Origin of the sequence: Streptomyces tyrfis (assembly GCF_037034285.1) — a bacterium.
GTDB lineage: Bacteria > Actinomycetota > Actinomycetes > Streptomycetales > Streptomycetaceae > Streptomyces.
Genome location: NZ_JBAGJZ010000028.1, coordinates 50,006 through 67,420, shown reverse-complemented (window position 1 = coordinate 67,420; position 17,415 = coordinate 50,006). Strand labels below are relative to the sequence as shown.

The following is a 17,415-nucleotide window of genomic DNA, read 5'->3' as shown; positions in this document are numbered from 1 at the left end:
GACCGGACCAGGGCCGCGCGGCCGGGTGACCCCACCCCCCGGCCGCGCGGTGCGCAACGACCGGGGCGCGACGGCGGACCACTGTGGCGGTCCACCTGCGCCAACAGGCATGATGAGCACATCAGTTCCACACGCCCCAACATGCCGCGCGCCCCGTCCCGCCCCGGGAAGCGGGGTCCGGGAGGTAAGAACGTGTCACGCCAGGTGCTCACCGTCGCAGCGGACGGGACGGGCGACTGCCGCACCATCGCCCAGGCCGTCGCGCAGGCCCGTACCGGAGCGGTCGTCAGCATCGCCCCGGGGCGGTACGAGGAGAGCGTGACCGTGTCGGCCGCCATCACCCTGACCGCCGCCGAGGGGCGCGGGACGGTGGAGCTGGCGCCCCGGCGCGGCTCGGCGCTGACGCTCACCGGGGACGCCGTGATGGTCAGCGACCTGGTGCTGCGCGGCCACGACGACGAGCTGCCGGTCGTGGACGTGCCGCGCGGCCAGCTCGCCCTGGACCGCTGCGATGTGCACGGCTCGGCGTGGGCGGCGCTGTTCGCGCGCGGCGGCGGTTCGCTGGCGCTGCGTCAGTGCCGGGTCAGCAATCCGGCGGGCGCGGGCGTCGTCGCCACGTCCGGCACCGAGAGCTTCCTGGAGGACTGCGTCGTCGAGCACCTGGGGACGTCCGCGGTGGTCGCCGGGGAGCGCGGCCGGATCTCGGTGCGGGCGAGCCGGCTGCGCGACGCCCGGGGCAACGGCGTGCTCGCCAACGGCCAGGCCCAGGTGCTCGTCGAGGACTGCGAGATATCCGCGGCGGACAAGCCCGGCATCGCCGCCGAGGAGGACAGCTCGGTCAAGGTCGTGCGCGGGACGGTCCGCGAGTCCGTCGTCGGTGTGTTCGTGAACAGCACCGGGCCGGCCGTGCTGGAGGACGTCACGGTCCAGGACACCACGGGGCACGGGTTCGTGGTGGGCTCGGGCGCCTCCCCCACGCTGAGCGGCTGCCGCAGCGAACGCACGGCCGGGCACGGGCTGCTGGTCACCGAGCGCAGCCGCGGCACGGTGAAGGACTGCGCGTTCGCCGCCGCCGAGGAGCCCGCGGTGCGGGTCTGCGGCTTCTCCTCCCCGGTGCTGACCGGCGTCGTGGTGCGGGACGCGGAGGGCGCCGGGCTGCTGCTCGACGAGGACTCGGCGGCCGAGATCGACCGGCTGGAGGTGGCGGACTGCGCGGCGAGCGGGATCGTGATCCGCGGCGGCGCCAACCCGCTGGTGCGGCGGGCCACGGTCACCCGGTCCGGCTCGCACGGCGTGGAGGTCGCCAAGGACGGCCGGGGCCGGCTGGAGGACTGCGTCGTCGAGGAGGCGTCCGGCTCGGCGGTCCATGTGTCGGGGCACGGCAATCTGTACGTCGGCGGCGGGCGGCTGCGCGCCGCGTCGGCGGCGGGCGTCCACGTCGGCGCGCTCGGCACGCTCACCCTGCGCGACACCTCGGTGGAGGACTCCGCCGCCTCGGGCGTCCGGGTGGACGCCGAGGGCGAACTCACCGCCGCACGGGCCCGGGTGACCGGTTCCGGCGAGCACGGCGTGCTGGTCGCGGCGGGCGCCCGCGCCTCGCTGAACTCCTGCGAGGTGACCGGTTCCGCGGCGGACGGGGTGCGGGTCGAGGGCGCCGACCCAGTGTCCCTGATCGGCTGCACGCTGCGGGAGAACCGGGGCAGCGGGCTGCGCCAGGCGGTGCCCGGCGACCGGCTCGCCGTCGAGGGGCTGACCAGCGCGGAGAACGGGGCGCAGGATGCCTGGGGCACCGCTGCGGGTGCGGAGGCGGCGGGCGACGGCCGGCTGCCGGGCGGCGCGGTTCCGGCGGCGGACGCCCCGGAGACCGGGACCGGGCCGGTGGCCGAGCTGGAGTCGCTGATCGGTCTGGACGACGTCAAGCGGCAGGTGCTGACGCTGATCAACCTGAACCGGATGGCGCAGCGCCGGGCCAGCCTCGGCATGCCCGCCCCGCCGATGAGCCGTCATCTGGTCTTCGCCGGGCCGCCCGGCACCGGCAAGACCACAGTGGCCCGGCTCTACGGCTCCATCCTGGCCTCGCTCGGCGTGCTGCGCTCCGGCCACCTGGTGGAGGTCTCGCGGGCCGACCTGGTGGCGCAGGTCATCGGCGGCACCGCCATCAAGACCACCGAGACGTTCAACAAGGCGCTGGGCGGGGTGCTGTTCATCGACGAGGCGTACACCCTGCTGTCGGACGGCGGCGGTTCCGGCGCCGACTTCGGGCGCGAGGCCATCGACACGCTGGTGAAGCTGATGGAGGACCACCGGGACGACGTCGTCGTGGTCGCGGCCGGGTACCCGAAGGAGATGACCGGGTTCCTGGCCTCCAACCCGGGGCTGGCCTCCCGTTTCACCCGCGAGGTCGAGTTCACCGACTACACCTCGGACGAACTGGTCACCATCGTCGAGCGGATGTGCACCGGTCACCACTACGAGCTGGAGGCGGCGGCGCGCGGCGCGCTGCGCGCCCGCTTCGAGCGGATCCCGCGCGACGCGGGCTTCGGCAACGGCCGTACCGCGCGCAAGGTGTTCGAGGAGATGGTGGACCGGCAGGCGTCCCGGCTCGCCGCCCAGGCGGACGTCAACGAACGCGACCTGGCGGTGCTGACGGCCGAGGACGTCGGGGCCGCGGCGGCGGGCGGCGCGGACGCAGGCGCCGACGAGGACCCGCTGCTGCGGCTGGACGGGCTGGTCGGACTGGCCGCCGTCAAGCGCGAGGTGGGCGACCTGGTCAATCTGCTCGCCACCACCCGGCGGCGGGCGGCGGCCGGGCTGCCGACCCCGCGGATCAGCAACCATCTGGTCTTCGCCGGGCCGCCCGGCACCGGGAAGACCACGGTCGCCCGGCTCTACGGCGAGCTGCTGGCCTCTCTGGAGGTGCTGCCGCGCGGGCAGTTGGTCGAGGTGTCGCGCGCCGACCTGGTGGGCCGCTGGGTCGGGCACACCGCGCAGCTGACCCGGGAGGTCTTCGAACGGGCCCTGGGCGGGGTGCTGTTCATCGACGAGGCCTACACTCTCACTCCGGAGCGGGGCGGTGGCTCGGACTTCGGCCAGGAGGCGGTGGACACGCTGCTGAAGCTGATGGAGGACCACCGGGACGAGGTGGTGGTGATCGTGGCCGGGTACACGGCCGAGATGGACCGCTTCCTCGGCTCCAACCCCGGCTTGGCCTCCCGTTTCACCCGGCACGTCGAGTTCCCCGACTACTCCTCGGACGAGCTGGTCACCATCGTCCGCCAGCACGCGGCGGACAACGGCTACGAGTGCGCGCCGGGGGCCGCGTCCGCGCTGCGCGCGCACTTCGACGCGGTGCCCAGGGGCCGCTCGTTCGGCAACGCCCGTCTCGCCCGGCAGACCCTGGAGCAGATGATGACCCGTCAGGCCGGGCGGCTCAGCGCGGTCGCGGCGCCGAGCCTGGACGATCTGCGGATGCTGCTGCCCGAGGATCTGCCGCACCACTGAATCCCCGCCCGAGACCCCGCCCGCCGAGCCGTCCGAGGACCGGTCCCATGCGTCGCCGTACCACGCTGTTGCTGTGCGTCTCCACCCTCGCCGCCGTGCTGTCGGGGCCGTCGGCCCACGCCGAGGACGGCGCCCGGGTGGCCCTGCCCGGGATGCCCGAGCGGCTGGCCGCCGATCAGAAGTGCACGTCCCACAGGGGGCGCGCCACCCCGGACGCGCCGTGGACGCGGCAGGCCCTCTCCCTGGACCAGGTGTGGCGGCTCTCCCGGGGCCGGGGCGTGACGGTGGCGGTGGTGGGCACCGGGGTGAGCGACTCCCCCGCCGTGCTGGCGGGACGGGTGAAGGCGCTCGGCGACGCGGACCGGGACTGCGTGGGCCGGGGCACCTTCCAGGCCGGTCTGGCCGCGGGAGCGGCGACGGCGGGCCAGGGGTTCGCCGGGGTCGCCCCGGAGGCGGCCGTGCTGGCGGTACGGGGCACCGGCGTCCGCGGCGAGCCGGACCCGGCGCGGCTGGCCGCCGGGGTCCGGCAGGCGGCCGAGGCCGGGGCGGACGTCATCACGGTGACGGCCCCGCTGGACGGCGCGGACGGGGCGGTGCGGGCCGCGATGGCGGTGGCCGCGCGGAAGGACGCGCTGGTGGTCGTCCCGGCCGCGGCGGACAGTCTGTCCTCGGGGACTTCCGAGGCGCCGCCCGCGCCGGAGGCCCCGCCGGGCGCCCTGGCGGTCCTTGACACCGGTCCGCAGGGCGGCCGGGCCGAGGGCGCGCCGGGCTTCCGGCGCGCCGATCTGTCGGCGCCGGGCGACGCGCTGGTCGGGCCGGGTCCGGCTGGCGACGGGAAGTGGACGGGGTCGGGCTCGTCGCTGGCGGCGGCGGTGACGGCGGGCGCGGCGGCGCTGGTTCGCTCGTACCACCCGGAGCTGACGGCGGCGCAGGTGCGGTCCCGGCTGCTGGAGACGGCCTATCCCGGCGACCTGCGGGCGCTGGACCCGTACGGCGCGGTGGCGGGGGTGTCCCGGGCCGCGGCGCCGTCCCGGGCGGCACTGCCCGAACCGGTGCGGCTTCCCTCGCGGCCGGACACGGCGGGGGCCCGGGCCACCGCGTATCTGGTCGCGGCGGGGGCGGCGGGCACGATCCTGCTGGTGGCGTTCCTCGCGGTGGTGCTGCCGCGCGGCCGGGACCGGCGCTGGCGCCCGGGCCGGCTGGGCGCGGACGGCCCGCCCGCGGCCTGACGCCGGGCGGGCCCGGCGCGGGTGTGTACGCGTACCGGCCGGGGCGGGGCCGGGCCCGTGTTCCCGGGCCGGTGCGGGCGGGACGCCGACGCGCCGCTCGCCTCACTCCTCCTCGGCCGGGCCGTCCGGCTCGTCGGGCAGGGCCAGTTGCACGAGGGCGGACTTGCGCCGGGCGATCCGCAGCGCCCGGCCGGGCGGCAGGATGCGCGGCTTGATGTTCTCGAAGACGTAGCCCTCGGTGGGCGGGCAGGACATCAGCAGGGCCGGGGAGTTGACCTCCTGGAGCTTGCGCATGACCTGGTCGAGTCGGCTCGCTCCGGCGGCGGCGCGGGCGATCACCAGGTGCAGACCGAGCTCGTAGCCCAGCGGCAGGTGCGGCAGGAGCGGTTCGAGGGGGCTGTTGAAGCCGGAGCCGACCATCTCGTAGTCGTCGACCAGCACGAACAGGCGGGGGCCCTGCCACCAGTCGGCGCGGCGCATCCGGGCCGGGGAGATGTCCTCGCCGGGGGTCCGCACGACCATGGCGCGGGTGACCCCGTCGATCAGCTCGCGCAGCGGGTCGGCGGCGACCGCGTGGCCCAGGCGGTACGCCTCGGGGACCGCCTCGACCAGTTCGCGGCGGTAGTCGACGACCAGGATGCGGGCCTGGTCGGGGGTGTGGGCGGCCATGATGCGCTGGGCGATCAGCCGCAGCGCGCTGGTCTTGCCGCTCTCGGTGTCGCCGACCAGCGTCAGGTGCGGGCTCTGCGCGAAGTCGTGCCAGACCGGGGCGAGTTCGGCCTCGTCCAGGCCGAGGGGGATCCGCAGCGGTTCCTCGGCGGCGGGGAGTTCGGCGGCGGGGAGGCTGGTCGGCAGCATCCGCACCTGGGGCGCGTACGGGGCGTCCCAGCTCTCCGCGACGGCCCCGACCAGGTCGGCGAGCGCCTCGGTCAGGTCCTCCGACTGCTCCTGGCCGTCGATGCGCGGCAGCGCGGCGAGGAAGTGCAGCTTCTCCGGGCTCAGGCCGCGGCCCGGCAGGGTGGGGACGGAGCCGGCCTTGCGGATGTCGACGGCGGAGTCCATGGGGTCGCCCATCCGCAGTTCCAGGCGGGTGCCGATCTGGTCGCGGAGCGCGGCGGACAGCTCGACCCAGCGGGAGGTGCTCACCATCAGGTGGACGCCGTAGTTGAGGCCGCGCGAGGCCAGGCCGTTGAAGACGGACAGGTCGTCGAACATGTCGGTGCGGACCGTCGACCACCCGTCCACGACGAGGAACACGTCGCCGAACGGCTCGTCGGGGTACTGTCCGGCGGCCCGCCGCTTGCGGTAGGAGGCCATCGAGTCGATGCCCTCCTCCTGGAAGAACAGCTCGCGGCGGTTGAGCAGCGAGGTGACCTCGGCCAGGGTCCGGGAGACGCGCTCGCGGTCGAGACGGCCCGCGACGCCGCCCACGTGCGGCAGCCCGGCGAGTCCGGCGAGCGCGCCGCCGCCGAAGTCGAGGCAGTAGAACTGCACTTCGCGGGGGGTGTGGGTGAGGGCGAGCGCCGTGATGAGGGTGCGCAGCAGGGTGCTCTTGCCGCTCTGCGGGCCGCCGGCGACGGCGATGTGGCCGCCCGCGCCGGAGAGGTCGACGGTGAGCAGGTCGCGTACCTGCTCGAAGGGCTTGTCGACGATGCCGACCGGCACCCGCAGCCTGCCCCGGTCCGGTGATCCCGCGGTGGTGAGGCCGAAGTCGGGGTCCGGCACCAGCGGGGGCAGCAGGGCGTCCAGGGCGGGCGGGGCGTCCAGCGGCGGCAGCCACACCTGGTGGGCGGGCGGACCGCTGTCGCGGAGCCGGTCCAGGGCCAGTCCGAGCAGGGTCTCGCCGGTCTCCTGCTCGGACGCCGGTTCCGGTTCGGGGGCGGCGGGCAGGGTGCGGGGCACCACCCAGCCGGTGCCCCACGGCACCACCTGCCGGGCGATCTGGGCCTGTTGCACGCTGCCGCGCCGGGTCTTGTACGTGCCGGAGACATAGGCGGCGCGGAACCGGGTGAGGGCCTCGACGCCGCTCTTGAGGTAGCCGCTGCCGGGGGTGGGCGGCAGGTGGTAGGCGTCGGGCACGCCGAGGACGCCGCGGCTCTCGATGGCGGAGAAGGTGCGCAGGCCGATGCGGTAGGAGAGGTGGCTCTCCAGCTGGTGCATGCGTCCTTCCTCCAGCCGCTGCGAGGCCAGCAGCAGATGGACGCCCAGGGAGCGGCCGAGGCGGCCGATCATCACGAACAGCTCCATGAACTCGCGGTGCGCGGCGAGCAGTTCGCTGAACTCGTCGACGACGATGAACAGGCTCGGCAGCGGGGCGAGCGGGGTCCCGGCGGCGCGCGCCCTCTCGTACTCCAGCACGGACGAGTAGTTGCCGGCCTTCCGCAGCAGTTCCTGACGTCTGATCAGTTCGCCGTGGACGGCGTCCTGCATGCGGCCGACGAGCGCGGTCTCGTCGGCGAGGTTGGTGATGACGGCTGAGGTGTGCGGCAGTTCGTCCATGCCGAGGAAGGTCGCGCCGCCCTTGAAGTCGACGAGGACGAAGTTGAGCGTCTCGGAGGAGTGGGTGAGGGCGAGACCGAGGACCAGGGTGCGCAGCAGTTCGCTCTTGCCGGAGCCGGTGGCGCCGATGAGCATGCCGTGCGGGCCCATGCCGCCCTGCGCGGATTCCTTGATGTCGAGTTCGACGGGGGTGCCGTCCTCGCCGACGGCGATCGGGACGCGCAGCCGCCGGCGGCCCTCCAGCGGACGGTCCCACAGCCGGGCCGGGTCGTGCCGGCGCAGGTCGGCTATGCCGAGGAGGCTGGTGAGTTCGGTGTCGGCGGCGAAGGGTTCGGCGGCGGTCGCCCCGCCGCCGAGCCGGAAGGGGGCGAGCCGGGCGGCGAGGGTGCGGGCGGCGGCCGGGCCCAGCGCGTCGGGGCGGCCGAGCAGGGTGGCCTGCTCCTTGCGTTCGCGGTCGGTGCGCACGAGGTGGAGACCGCCGTCCTCGAAGCGCAGCCGCAGGGTGCCGCGGGCGGCCTTCCAGGGGAAGGCGGCGGACAGGTCGAGGACGACGGTGTTGCGGTAGCCGGGGCCCTCCAGCCGGTGCCCGCCGGGGACCGTTCCGCCGTCGACGACGATCAGGGTGAAGGGTTCCTCGCGGCCGGGCGGGGTGTCGGGGTCGAAGGGCGGGCGTTCGGTGAAGTCGGCGCCGAGCAGCTCCTCCAGTTCGACGAGTCCGGCGGCGGCGATGCGGGCCTGGCCCGCGCCGTCGCGCTGGTAGGCGTGCTGGGCGTGCGGCAGCCACTTCACCCACTCCCAGTCGGCGCGCCGCTCGTCGTCGACGCAGAGGGCGACGGTCAGTTCCTCGGGCGCGTGGAAGGCGGCGAGCTGGGCGATCAGGGCCCGGGCCAGGGCGCGGGCGGCGTCCGGGTCGCCCTGGACCAGGATCCGCGACCACGCCCGCAGATAGAGCGCGATCGGCTGGTCGGGAACGGTGCCGTAGGCGCGGATGAAGCTGCGCAGCGCGTGCGCGGAGAGCGGTTCGAGGTCCTCGACGGGCTTGGTGGCGAGCGGGGCGAGGCGGGTGCCGAGCTTCTGTTCGCCGACCGCGACCCGCACCTCGGCGAAGTCCTCGTCGGCGGGGCGGCGTTCCCACTGCCTGCTGGTGCCGGTGAGGGCCCACAGGGCGGCCGGGTGGGGGTGCCGCCAGGCCAGCGCCTTCTGCTGCTGGCCGACGGTGCGGCGGATCTTGCGCCGGGTCTGCGCCAGGTAGCGCAGGTAGTCGCGGCGTTCGCCCTTGAGCTTGCGCTTGCGCTCGCCGGCGCTGCGGATGAACTGGCCGACGATCATGCCGACGGAGGACAGCAGCATCAGGCCGATCGCCATGTAGCTGAAGGTGGTGGCCTGCCCGGGCTTGATGAACATCATGAGCATCGCGAGCGACGTGAGGCCCATCGGGAGGTACATCCAGATGGCGGAGGTGTTGGGGGTGGCCTCCGGCAGGGTCGGCGGCTCCTGGAGGCTCAGTTCGCCGTCGGGCATGTCGGGACCGCGCCTGCGGGCGGGCCTGCGGAACAGAACGGTGCTCACGCTGAAGTCTCCTCGGGCTCGTCGCGCCGTCTCCCGGGTGCGCGCGGGGCCGGAATGCCGGGCACGCGCGCCGCGTTCGTCGCGTCCGGGCCGGTGGTGGGCGCGGGGCACACGCTCCGCGCGGCACGCTCACGGCCGGAACGGGGTCCTTGTGACCTGACGCGCGGCCAACGGTAGTGTGCGGTGATCGACTTCGGTATCCCGGCCCCTCGGAGAGGTGCGGCCAGCCACCATGACTGACATATCGAGCCCCGGCCTGTGCCGGCTCACGGTACGAACCCCCCGGCGGACCCTGGACCTCGCCGTTCCCGGCGACGTCCCCGTCGCGGACCTGCTCCCGACACTGCTCGACCACGCCGGGGAGGACCTGGCGGAACAGGGCATCGAGCACGGCGGCTGGGTGCTGCAACGCCTCGGCGAGGAGCCGCTGGACGAGGAGAGCACCCCCGAGGCGCTGGGGCTGCGCGACGGGGAGACGCTCCATCTGCGCCCGCGCGCCGAGGTGTTGCCGCCGATCCACTTCGACGACCTGGTGGACGGGGTGGCCGGCGCCATGCGGGAGCGCCCGCACGGCTGGGACACCCGGACCAGCCGGTGGCTGCTGCGCGGCACCGCGGTGGTGCTGCTGGCGGCCGGGCTGCTGGTGCTGGCGCTGCCCGGCGGTTCCGCGCCGCTGCGGGCGGCGGTCGCCGCGGGCACGGCGCTGCTGGTGCTGTTCGGTGCCGCGTCGGCCAGTCGCGCGGTCGGGGACTCGGCGGCGGGGGCGGCGCTCGGTGCGCTGGTGGCGCCGTATCTGGCGCTGGCGGGTGCGCTGCTGCCGGTCGGGGATCCCGACGCGGGCGGGCAGTTGCTGGGTGCGCGGCTGCTGGCCGCGTCGGCGGCGGCGGCCGGCGGGGCGATCCTCGCGGTGGCTGCGGTGGCGGCGTTCGTGCCGTTGCTGTTGTGTGCGGCGGTGGTCGCGGTGGCGGGCGCCGTGTGGGCGGTGCTGATGCTGGCGCTGGACGTGCCGGCCGGCCACGCGGCGAGCGTGGTGGCGGTGGTCGCGGTGGTGTTCGGCGGTCTGGTGCCGGGGCTCGCGTTCCGTCTGTCGGGGCTGCGGCTGCCCGCGCTGCCCACCAACGCCGAGCAGTTGCAGGAGGGCATCGAGCCGCACCCGCACCAGCGGGTGGTGAGCCGCACCGGCCTGGCCGAGGAGTGGATGACCGCGCTGTACGCGGCGGTCGGCGTGGTGTGCGCGGGTGTGCTGACCGCGCTGGTCCTGGACGCCCCGGGCGCTCCGTCGCTGGTGACGGCCGCGGTGCTGTGCCTGCTCCTGCTGCTGCACGCGCGCGGCGTCGGCCAGGTCTGGCAGCGGCCCGCGGTGCTGCTGCCCGGGCTGTACGGGCTGGTGCTGATGGCGGTCCGGGCGGCCGGGGAGCTGCCTGCCGGGCAGCGGCCCGCGCTGCTCGCCGGTCTGCTGGCGGCGGCCGCGGTCGCGGCGATCGCGTCCTGGACGGTGCCGGGGCGGCGGCTGCTGCCGTACTGGGGCCGGGCCGCGGACATCCTGCACACGCTGGCGGCCGTGGCGTTGATCCCGTTGTCGTTGTGGGTGCTCGGTGTGTACGGCGCCCTGCGCGGCGTGACCGGCTGAGGGGAGGGCGGGACACATGCAGTCCAGGAAGGACCAGGTCCAGGCCCACATGTTCGTCATGGGGCGGCTCACCAGCGGGATGCTGCGGGGGGATCCGGACGCGCCGGAGAGCCCGGTGGGGCGCACCAACCGAGGCATGGCGTGGGGCGTCGGCCTCGGGGTCGTGATGGCGGTGGGGTCCGTGCTGTTCGGGCTCATCGCGCCGTCGGGCTCCACGTCGTGGCGCCAGGCGGACGCGTTGATCGTGCAGAAGGACACCGGCACCCGGTACCTCTACCTGGACGGGCGGCTGCGTCCGGTGCTGAACTACGCCTCCGCGCGGCTGATCGCCGCGGACCGGCTGAAGGCCGTCCAGGTGTCGGCGGCCTCGCTGCGCGGCGAGGCGCACGGCACGCCGGTGGGCATTCCCGGCGCGCCGGACGCGCTGCCCGCGCTCGACGACCTGGAGCAGGGCGCCTGGCAGGTCTGCGCGGACGAGCCGGAGCGGACCGGGCCGGACGGCACGGGCCGGCGTCCGGTCACCACGCTGCGGCTGGGCTTCCCCGCCGGCGGCACGTTCCCGGGGACGCGGCGGGCGGTGCTGGTGGCGGGCCCCGACGGCGCCCGGTACGTGCTGTGGGGCGACCACCGGCTGCGGCTCGGCGGGCACGGCGCGGCCCAGGCGCTGGGCTATTCCGGGACCGCCGCGGTGCCGGTGTCGGCCGCGTTCCTGGACAGCGTGCCGGCCGGAACCGACCTGGCTCCGCCCGAGGTCGACGGGCGGGGCTCCGCGGGCCCGGCCATCGGCGGCGGCCCCAGCCGGGTCGGTCAGGTCTTCGAGCTGGCCTCGCCGGGCGCGGCGGCGCAGTACTTCCTGCTGGAGAAGGCCGGTCTGCGCCCGCTCGGCGCGCCCGCGGCCGCTCTCGTGCTGGGCGACGACCGCACCGCGAAGCAGGCGTACCGGGGCGCCGCTCCGGCGGCGATCCGCCTGACCGCCGACCAGTTGACGCAGCATCAGGCACCGGCGGGCAAGGCGGGCGCGGACCCGGCCGACTGGCCGGCGCGGACCCCCGCCGCGCAGTCGCCCGGACCCGGCACGGCCGTCTGCGCCCAGGTGCAGCCGGACGGGGCCGCGCCCCGGGTGCGCCTGGCCCTGGTGTCCGGTGCGGGGCCCCTCTCCGCGCCCGCCTCCGGGGCGGAGATCTCCGGGGCCTGCCTGCCGGTGGACGGCGTGGCGGTGCTCCCCGGGGGCGGCGCGCTCGTCCAGGCGCTGGGCGCCGGCGGCGGGGTGATCGGCACGACGACGTACCTGGTCACCGATGTCGGGGTGAAGTACCGCCTGCCGGACGCCGACTCGGTGGAGCGGCTGGGGCTGAAGGGCGGTCACGCCCAGGCCGTGCCGTCCCGGCTGCTGGACATGCTGCCGACGGGACCGGTGCTCGACGCGGCGGTGGCGACCGGCGACCGGCAGCCGGCGTCGCGGCAGCCGGACGCCGGGAAGGCGTCGGCCGCCGCGAGCACCTCGGGCGCGGCGAAGGCGTCGGGCGCGGCGAGGACATCGGGGGCGGCGAGCCCGTACTGCGGATGAACCTTGGGTGTCCGTCCGGCATCTCCCTCTTCACACCTCGCGCCGATGTGCGCGTCGGCCGCGCCCGAAGATCAGGAAAAGCTCAGATTTCACCTCAGCCGATTGCACGTGTCGCCTGAATCTCCCTAGCATCACAGCCAATTGGACAGGTGTTCCCCCCTCTCCAGGCGCCCCGGTCCCGTACCGGTTCCGATCAGACAAGGAATCCCCCATGCCGACTCCCCCGCCCGGCAACATCCAGACTTCGTCGCAGTCCGCCAACCAGCTCGGCTACAACGCCCTGGGCCAGGCGCAGGACGGTGTCAAGCGCTCGCAGGACGACGTGAAGACCACCATGAGCGGGCTGGTCACGACGTACGGCGGCGAGGACGGCGGCGCCTACCAGCGGCTGCTGGCGGAATGGAGCGAGCAGGTCGACGTGATCACCAAGAACCTCGGCGACATGATGCGGATGCTGGAGCAGACCGGGCTCGCGCAGCGCCGGACCCAGAGCAACACCACCAACCTGATCGCGTCCACGAAGTCGTCGAACGACGTGTTCTCCACACTGACCCCGTAACGGTCCCGGCCGCGCCTTCCCCCCTCGCTCTCCGTCCTTCCCTCCGCCCGACCGCCCGAGGAGCCCGCCATGCCCGACTACTCCAACAAGACCGACGGCATCATCCACGTCGAGTACCACCACGTCGACCAGGCCGCCGAGGACATGCGCATGCAGACCCAGGCGATCCAGAACACCATCATCGCGCTCAACGAGGAGCTGGCGGGTCTGCGGGGCGCCTGGCAGGGCCAGGACTCGGTGACGTACCAGCAGAAGCAGGACGCGTGGAACGAGGCGTCCCGCCGGCTCAGCGCGGTCCTCCGGCGCCACAGCGGCACGTTGGACGACATCTCGGACCTCTACCGCAGGCACGAGCTGAACACCGCCAACGACTGGCAGGGCGTGCAGATCGGCCGCTGAGCCGCCCTCCCCCCTCCCCGGCCGTCCCGACCGATTGCGAGACCGACCGTGCCCAGTACCGTCGACCTGTCCCACCTCGACCCGGACAGTCTCCAGAAGTTCATCGACGACAAGACCGACGGCGTCGCGGCCTTCGTCACCGCTCTCGCGGATCTCAAGACCGACACGCATCCGACGGACGGGACGGTCGCGTTGGTGTCGATGACCACACTCGTCTCGGCCCTGGCCAATCCCGCCCAGCTCTTCATGAAGGGCGGGCCGCAGCTGGGCAACCTGGCGCTCTCCGACGGGAAGGCCGACGGCCCGATCACCGCGACGGGCCTGCTCGCCTACATGCAGACGTCCGCCGACTCGTTCAAGACCGTGGTGAACGACCAGGCGAAGCTCTTCGACGACATCAGGCTCAACCTGGGCACCACCATCGACTCGATGAAGACGGCCCAGCAGGAGAGCCTGGACCAGGTGGAGGGCCAGCGGTTCCTCAACGACCTCCACAACGTGGAGGCCGACCTGGCGCCGAAGACCACCAAGACCGCCTGACCCGGCGCCCGCCCCGCCCCGCCGCTCACACCTCCCGAGGAAACAAGGTCCGCCCATGCCTCTGCAGTCGACCACGTGGGAAGCCGTCGTCAAGCAGCTCACCGGCTTCGACGGCGGGACGCGCGAGGACGTCGGAAGGGTGGGCGGCGCCGACGAGAACGCCGTCGGGGGCAGCGAGTGGATGCGGATCTCCATCAACAGGGGAAGCCGCTACAACCAGACGGTGAACGAGCAGTCCACCGGCACCGGCAGCCCTGAGCGGGTCATCAAGTTCTACAACCCCGACAGCGGCAGCGTGAACAACAGCTACTACGAGGTTCACCTCAGTGTGCCGTGGTCGGGGGCGAACGGGTCGCACTTCCACAACGACGGGATCGCGAGCGCGTACGACTGGGCGTACGGGCTGGCCCTGGAGACGCTGGTCACCAACTTCACCACCACCGGGTTCTCCTTCTCCGACCGTCCCGCCGTGGACGCCGAGCACAGCCTGAGCCTGAAGTCCCTCGTCACCACGGCGCGCGCCTTCGACCGGGTCCCCGAGTTCTTCGCCGCGCACTCCCCGAAGCTGGAGGAGTGGCACAAGAGCCTCGGTGACGAGAACGCGGTCTGGAAGGGTTCCGGGGCGGACGTGTTCCGGAGCCTGATCGACGGACTGGGCACCGGTTACAAGGACTTCGTCCATCTGCTCGCCCCGAAGACCAGTCCCTCGGCGAAGTCCGACTCGGGCTACTCCCCCAAGTCCATCGTCGGCGAGCAGCTGGTCCTCGCGGAGAACGCCCTGTTCTCCGCGGCCGACGAGCTGCACAAGGCGTGGCAGACGTGGACCTCGGCGCCCGGCTGGCTGCCCACCACCCAACTGGACCTGCTGGTCGACAAGGTCGCGATCTGGCTCAACGCGAACAACATCGCCAAGATGACCAGCTCCGGCAATCGCTGGTCCATGGCCGCGGGCTTCTCCGCCACCATGCCCGAATACGGCGACCTCCGGGAGGTCGAGTCCTGGAAGAACGTCTCCCGTGCCGCGTACCGGCAGTGGGTCGCGAACCTGGCGGGCCTGGACACCGCAGCGGAGACGCAGGCCATGACGCTCAACGCCGCCCTGGCGAAGGTCGACGCGTCGGCCGGCTCGTACGTCTTCACCGCGGGCGTCACCAGCCTGGAGACCGAATACGCCAAGAACGAGACGAAGAAGCAGCAGGAGGACCTCAAGAAGGAACAGGAGGACCTCAAGAAGCAGCAGGAAGAGGCCAACAAGGAGCTGCAGAAGACGCTCGACGGCGGCGGGGACGGGAAGGGCCTCGGGGGCACCGGAACGGACGGCCTCGGCGGCGACACGGGCACGGACGGCGCCGGCAAGGACACGGGCGCGGACAAGCCGCCGCTCGGGTTCAACGACGTGAGCGACGGCGGCGGTTCCGGCGGCCTCTCGGACGGCCGGACGGGCTTCGGCACCGGGGACCTCACGTCGGGCGGCGACACGGGCAAGATCCCGCCGCTGGACTTCAACCAGACCGGCACGGGCGCCGACGGGGTGACGCACAACCCGGACGGCTCCACCACCGTGCTCAACGGCGACGGTTCCCGCACCACCACCTTCCCCGACGGCCGCACGGAGACCACCCCGCCCGGAGTGATCCCTCCGCTGCTCCCCAACGGCGGCGGCACGCTGGGACCGCAGGGGCCAGGTGCGGGCGGCGCCCCGCTCAAGACCGTCAAGGGCCCCGACTCCAGCACGACGTCGTTCAACGCGGACGGTTCGCGCACCACCACGCACAAGGACGGCACGACCACCACGGTCGACAAGGACGGCACGACCACCACGATCAACCCGGACGGCACCAAGACCGTCCTGAACAAGGACGGCAGCGAGACCGTCACGTACCAGGACGGCACCAGGACCACCATCAGGCCGGACGGTTCCACGACCACCCAGTACCCGGACGGCTCCTCCACGACGCTGGCCCCCAACGGCACGCTGACCAGCACCGACGCCCAGGGCCACAGCACCGTCACCCATCCGGAGCCCGGCCGGACGATCAAGCACCCGGACGGCTCCACGACCACGTTCGGCAAGGACGGGGCGACGACGACCCAGTACCCGGACGGCACGAAGACCACCGTGGCCGCCAACGGCACCGTCACCACCGTCGACCCGGACGGCACCAGGACCGTCTCGCACCTGGGCAAGGGCACCTCGACCATCGAGTACGCCGACGGCTCGATCGCGAAGGTGGGCGCGGACGGCACGGTCACCACGACGTACAAGGACGGCAGCACCACCAAGCTGGGCCCCGACGGCACCTACACCACCACCGACGCCCAGGGGCACAAGACCACCGAGCACCTCAACACCCTGGGCGGCGGCACGGGCGCCGAGACCACGCACCACACGGACGGCTCGTCGACCACGCGCTACCCGGACGGCACGGTCGACCAGCGGTTCAAGGACGGCGGTCACAAGATCACCTACCCGGACGGCCGCTCGGTCACGACCGACGCGTACGGTCGCACCCTCTCGTCCTCGGGCGGCTCCGGGCTGGGCGCCAACAAGACCTCCGGCGGCGGCTGGAGCGGTTACGACTACTACGACTACCCCGACTCCACGAAGCGGACGTACACCTCGCCGCTCAGCGGCGGCCACGGCGGTGGCACCGGCTCGGACCAGGACGGCGTCAACCCGCCGCTGACCGCGAACCCGCTCGGCGGGACGAGCTTCAGCCCGCTCGGCGGCTCCGGGGCCGCCGGGGCGGCGGGGCCGGGCATGGAGCGGACCAGGAGCGTCGCCGCCGCGGAGTCCAACGCGGTCCGCGCCCGGAACGCCCAGCTGGCCGCCGAGGAGGCCGCGATGATGCGGCGGCCGGCCACCAGCAGCTCGTCGAGCGGGACGCCGATGATGCCGCCGATGGGCGGCGGCGCGGGCGCCATGGCCGGCAACACCCAGAGCGACGAGCGCGAGCGGCACACCTGGGTGAGCGAGGACGAGGAAGTGTGGGGCACCGACGAGGGCGGCGTGGCCGGGGTGATCGGACGATGACCGGGCCGGAACGCGCGGCGGACCCCACCGTACGGACGAAGGCGGCACGGAATTCATGAGCAACAACCCCATGGAAGAGCGGCTGGCGGCGGCGCTCGCCGAGTTCGAGGAGACCCGCGCGAAGCTCGGTGAGGCCGCCGCGGCGGCCGCCCGCGTCTCGGCCACCGTCATGGCCAAGGACCGCTCGGTCGAGGCCACCGTCGGCGCGCACGGCGAGCTGACGAACCTGCGCTTCCCGACCTCCCGCTACCGGACCATGGCCCCGGCGGAGCTGGCGAACGCGTTGATGTCCACGATCGGGGCCGCCCGCGCCGATGTGGCGTCGCAACTCACCGAGCTCTACAAGCCGTTCGGGCCGATTCCCGGCATGAACCCGGACGCGGCGGGCGGCTTCGCGGAGCTCGACTGGGACGACCTGTTCGCGCCGTTGCGCGAGGAGGGCATGCCGGTGCCTCCGGTGCAGCCGCCGACGCGTTCCTCGGGCGCGCTGCTCGACGAACTGGTGGACGACGAGGAAGAGAACCAGGCGGCGGGCGGTCGCGGCGCCGGCCCGGCCGGGGAGGCACGGCGATGAGCGGACTGAACGTCGACACCAACGGGCTCGGCCGGAGCGCGGACAACCTGAAGGGCGTGAGCGAGCAGATCGAGGTCGTCCGCGACGAGTACCTGGACAAGATCTCCTCGTACCACGGCTGCTGGGGGGACGGAGAGTTCGGCGAGACCTTCGCGAGCAAGTACCTGGCGGGCGTGGACTACGCGAAGACCGGGATCAAGGAGCTCAGTTCGGCGCTGTCCGGAAGCGCCACGAGCCTGCTCGACGCGTCCAGCACGTTCGCGAAGGTGCAGAACGGCGTGGTCAGCTCGATCCAGCAGCACGGGAAGCGCTGA

Annotated in this window: 11 protein-coding genes; 10 read left to right on the top strand and 1 reads right to left on the bottom strand. The window is 73.8% G+C overall.

All coding sequences use genetic code 11. The features are described 5' to 3' along the window. Positions 1-192 precede the first annotated feature (192 nt). Together WA762_RS21635 and WA762_RS21630 are read left to right on the top strand one after the other, a co-directional pair. Positions 193-3,501, top strand: coding sequence for a right-handed parallel beta-helix repeat-containing protein (locus WA762_RS21635; protein WP_335937627.1), 3,309 nt, complete (start codon positions 193-195; stop codon positions 3,499-3,501). Positions 3,502-3,548: 47 nt separating this feature from the next. After that, the gene (locus tag WA762_RS21630) at positions 3,549-4,730 is read left to right on the top strand and encodes a S8 family serine peptidase (RefSeq protein ID WP_335937626.1); all 1,182 of its coding nucleotides are present in this window, start codon (positions 3,549-3,551) and stop codon (positions 4,728-4,730) included. A gap of 102 nt (positions 4,731-4,832) precedes the next feature. Here the strand turns inward: WA762_RS21630 and eccCa are convergent, their stop codons facing one another. Then, positions 4,833-8,798 carry a type VII secretion protein EccCa gene (eccCa, locus tag WA762_RS21625; RefSeq protein WP_335937625.1) on the bottom strand — a complete coding sequence of 1,322 codons (3,966 nt, stop codon included), beginning with the start codon at positions 8,796-8,798 and terminating at the stop codon, positions 4,833-4,835. A gap of 232 nt (positions 8,799-9,030) precedes the next feature. On the opposite strand from eccCa, the gene eccD reads away from it, so the two are divergent. The 8 genes from eccD to WA762_RS21585 all read left to right on the top strand — a co-directional run bounded on the left by eccD (position 9,031) and on the right by WA762_RS21585 (position 17,415). Further along, positions 9,031-10,428, top strand: a complete 1,398-nt coding sequence (eccD, locus tag WA762_RS21620) for a type VII secretion integral membrane protein EccD (protein ID WP_335937624.1) — start codon at positions 9,031-9,033, stop codon at positions 10,426-10,428. Positions 10,429-10,444: 16 nt separating this feature from the next. Beyond that, positions 10,445-11,995, top strand: a complete 1,551-nt coding sequence (gene eccB / locus WA762_RS21615) for a type VII secretion protein EccB (RefSeq protein WP_335937623.1) — start codon at positions 10,445-10,447, stop codon at positions 11,993-11,995. Between the two features lie 211 nt (positions 11,996-12,206). Next, positions 12,207-12,554, top strand: a complete 348-nt coding sequence (locus tag WA762_RS21610) for a WXG100 family type VII secretion target (protein ID WP_335937621.1) — start codon at positions 12,207-12,209, stop codon at positions 12,552-12,554. A 69-nt stretch (positions 12,555-12,623) separates the two neighbouring features. Then, the gene (locus tag WA762_RS21605) at positions 12,624-12,953 is read left to right on the top strand and encodes a WXG100 family type VII secretion target (protein WP_335937619.1); all 330 of its coding nucleotides are present in this window, start codon (positions 12,624-12,626) and stop codon (positions 12,951-12,953) included. A 48-nt stretch (positions 12,954-13,001) separates the two neighbouring features. Continuing rightward, positions 13,002-13,493 carry a type VII secretion system-associated protein gene (locus tag WA762_RS21600; RefSeq protein ID WP_335937617.1) on the top strand — a complete coding sequence of 164 codons (492 nt, stop codon included), beginning with the start codon at positions 13,002-13,004 and terminating at the stop codon, positions 13,491-13,493. A 55-nt stretch (positions 13,494-13,548) separates the two neighbouring features. Then, entirely contained in the window at positions 13,549-16,527 is a 2,979-nt protein-coding gene (locus tag WA762_RS21595; RefSeq protein ID WP_335937615.1) for an AAWKG family protein, read from the top strand. Between the two features lie 55 nt (positions 16,528-16,582). Then, a complete protein-coding gene (locus tag WA762_RS21590; protein ID WP_335937614.1) occupies positions 16,583-17,101 on the top strand; it encodes a YbaB/EbfC family DNA-binding protein in 519 nt (172 codons plus the stop codon). Next, entirely contained in the window at positions 17,098-17,415 is a 318-nt protein-coding gene (locus WA762_RS21585; RefSeq protein ID WP_335937613.1) for a hypothetical protein, read from the top strand. Before WA762_RS21590 ends, WA762_RS21585 begins: the two co-directional genes overlap by 4 nt.

What these genes read in the sequence shown, in the direction of transcription:
- WA762_RS21630 (WP_335937626.1), top strand. Translation starts at nt 3,549, where the DNA reads ATGCGTCGCCGTACCACGCTGTTGCTGTGCGTCTCCACCCTCGCCGCC.
- WA762_RS21605 (WP_335937619.1), top strand. Translation starts at nt 12,624, where the DNA reads ATGCCCGACTACTCCAACAAGACCGACGGCATCATCCACGTCGAGTAC.
- WA762_RS21590 (WP_335937614.1), top strand. Translation starts at nt 16,583, where the DNA reads ATGAGCAACAACCCCATGGAAGAGCGGCTGGCGGCGGCGCTCGCCGAG.
- WA762_RS21585 (WP_335937613.1), top strand. Translation starts at nt 17,098, where the DNA reads ATGAGCGGACTGAACGTCGACACCAACGGGCTCGGCCGGAGCGCGGAC.
- eccB (WP_335937623.1), top strand. Translation starts at nt 10,445, where the DNA reads ATGCAGTCCAGGAAGGACCAGGTCCAGGCCCACATGTTCGTCATGGGG.
- WA762_RS21610 (WP_335937621.1), top strand. Translation starts at nt 12,207, where the DNA reads ATGCCGACTCCCCCGCCCGGCAACATCCAGACTTCGTCGCAGTCCGCC.
- eccD (WP_335937624.1), top strand. Translation starts at nt 9,031, where the DNA reads ATGACTGACATATCGAGCCCCGGCCTGTGCCGGCTCACGGTACGAACC.
- WA762_RS21595 (WP_335937615.1), top strand. Translation starts at nt 13,549, where the DNA reads ATGCCTCTGCAGTCGACCACGTGGGAAGCCGTCGTCAAGCAGCTCACC.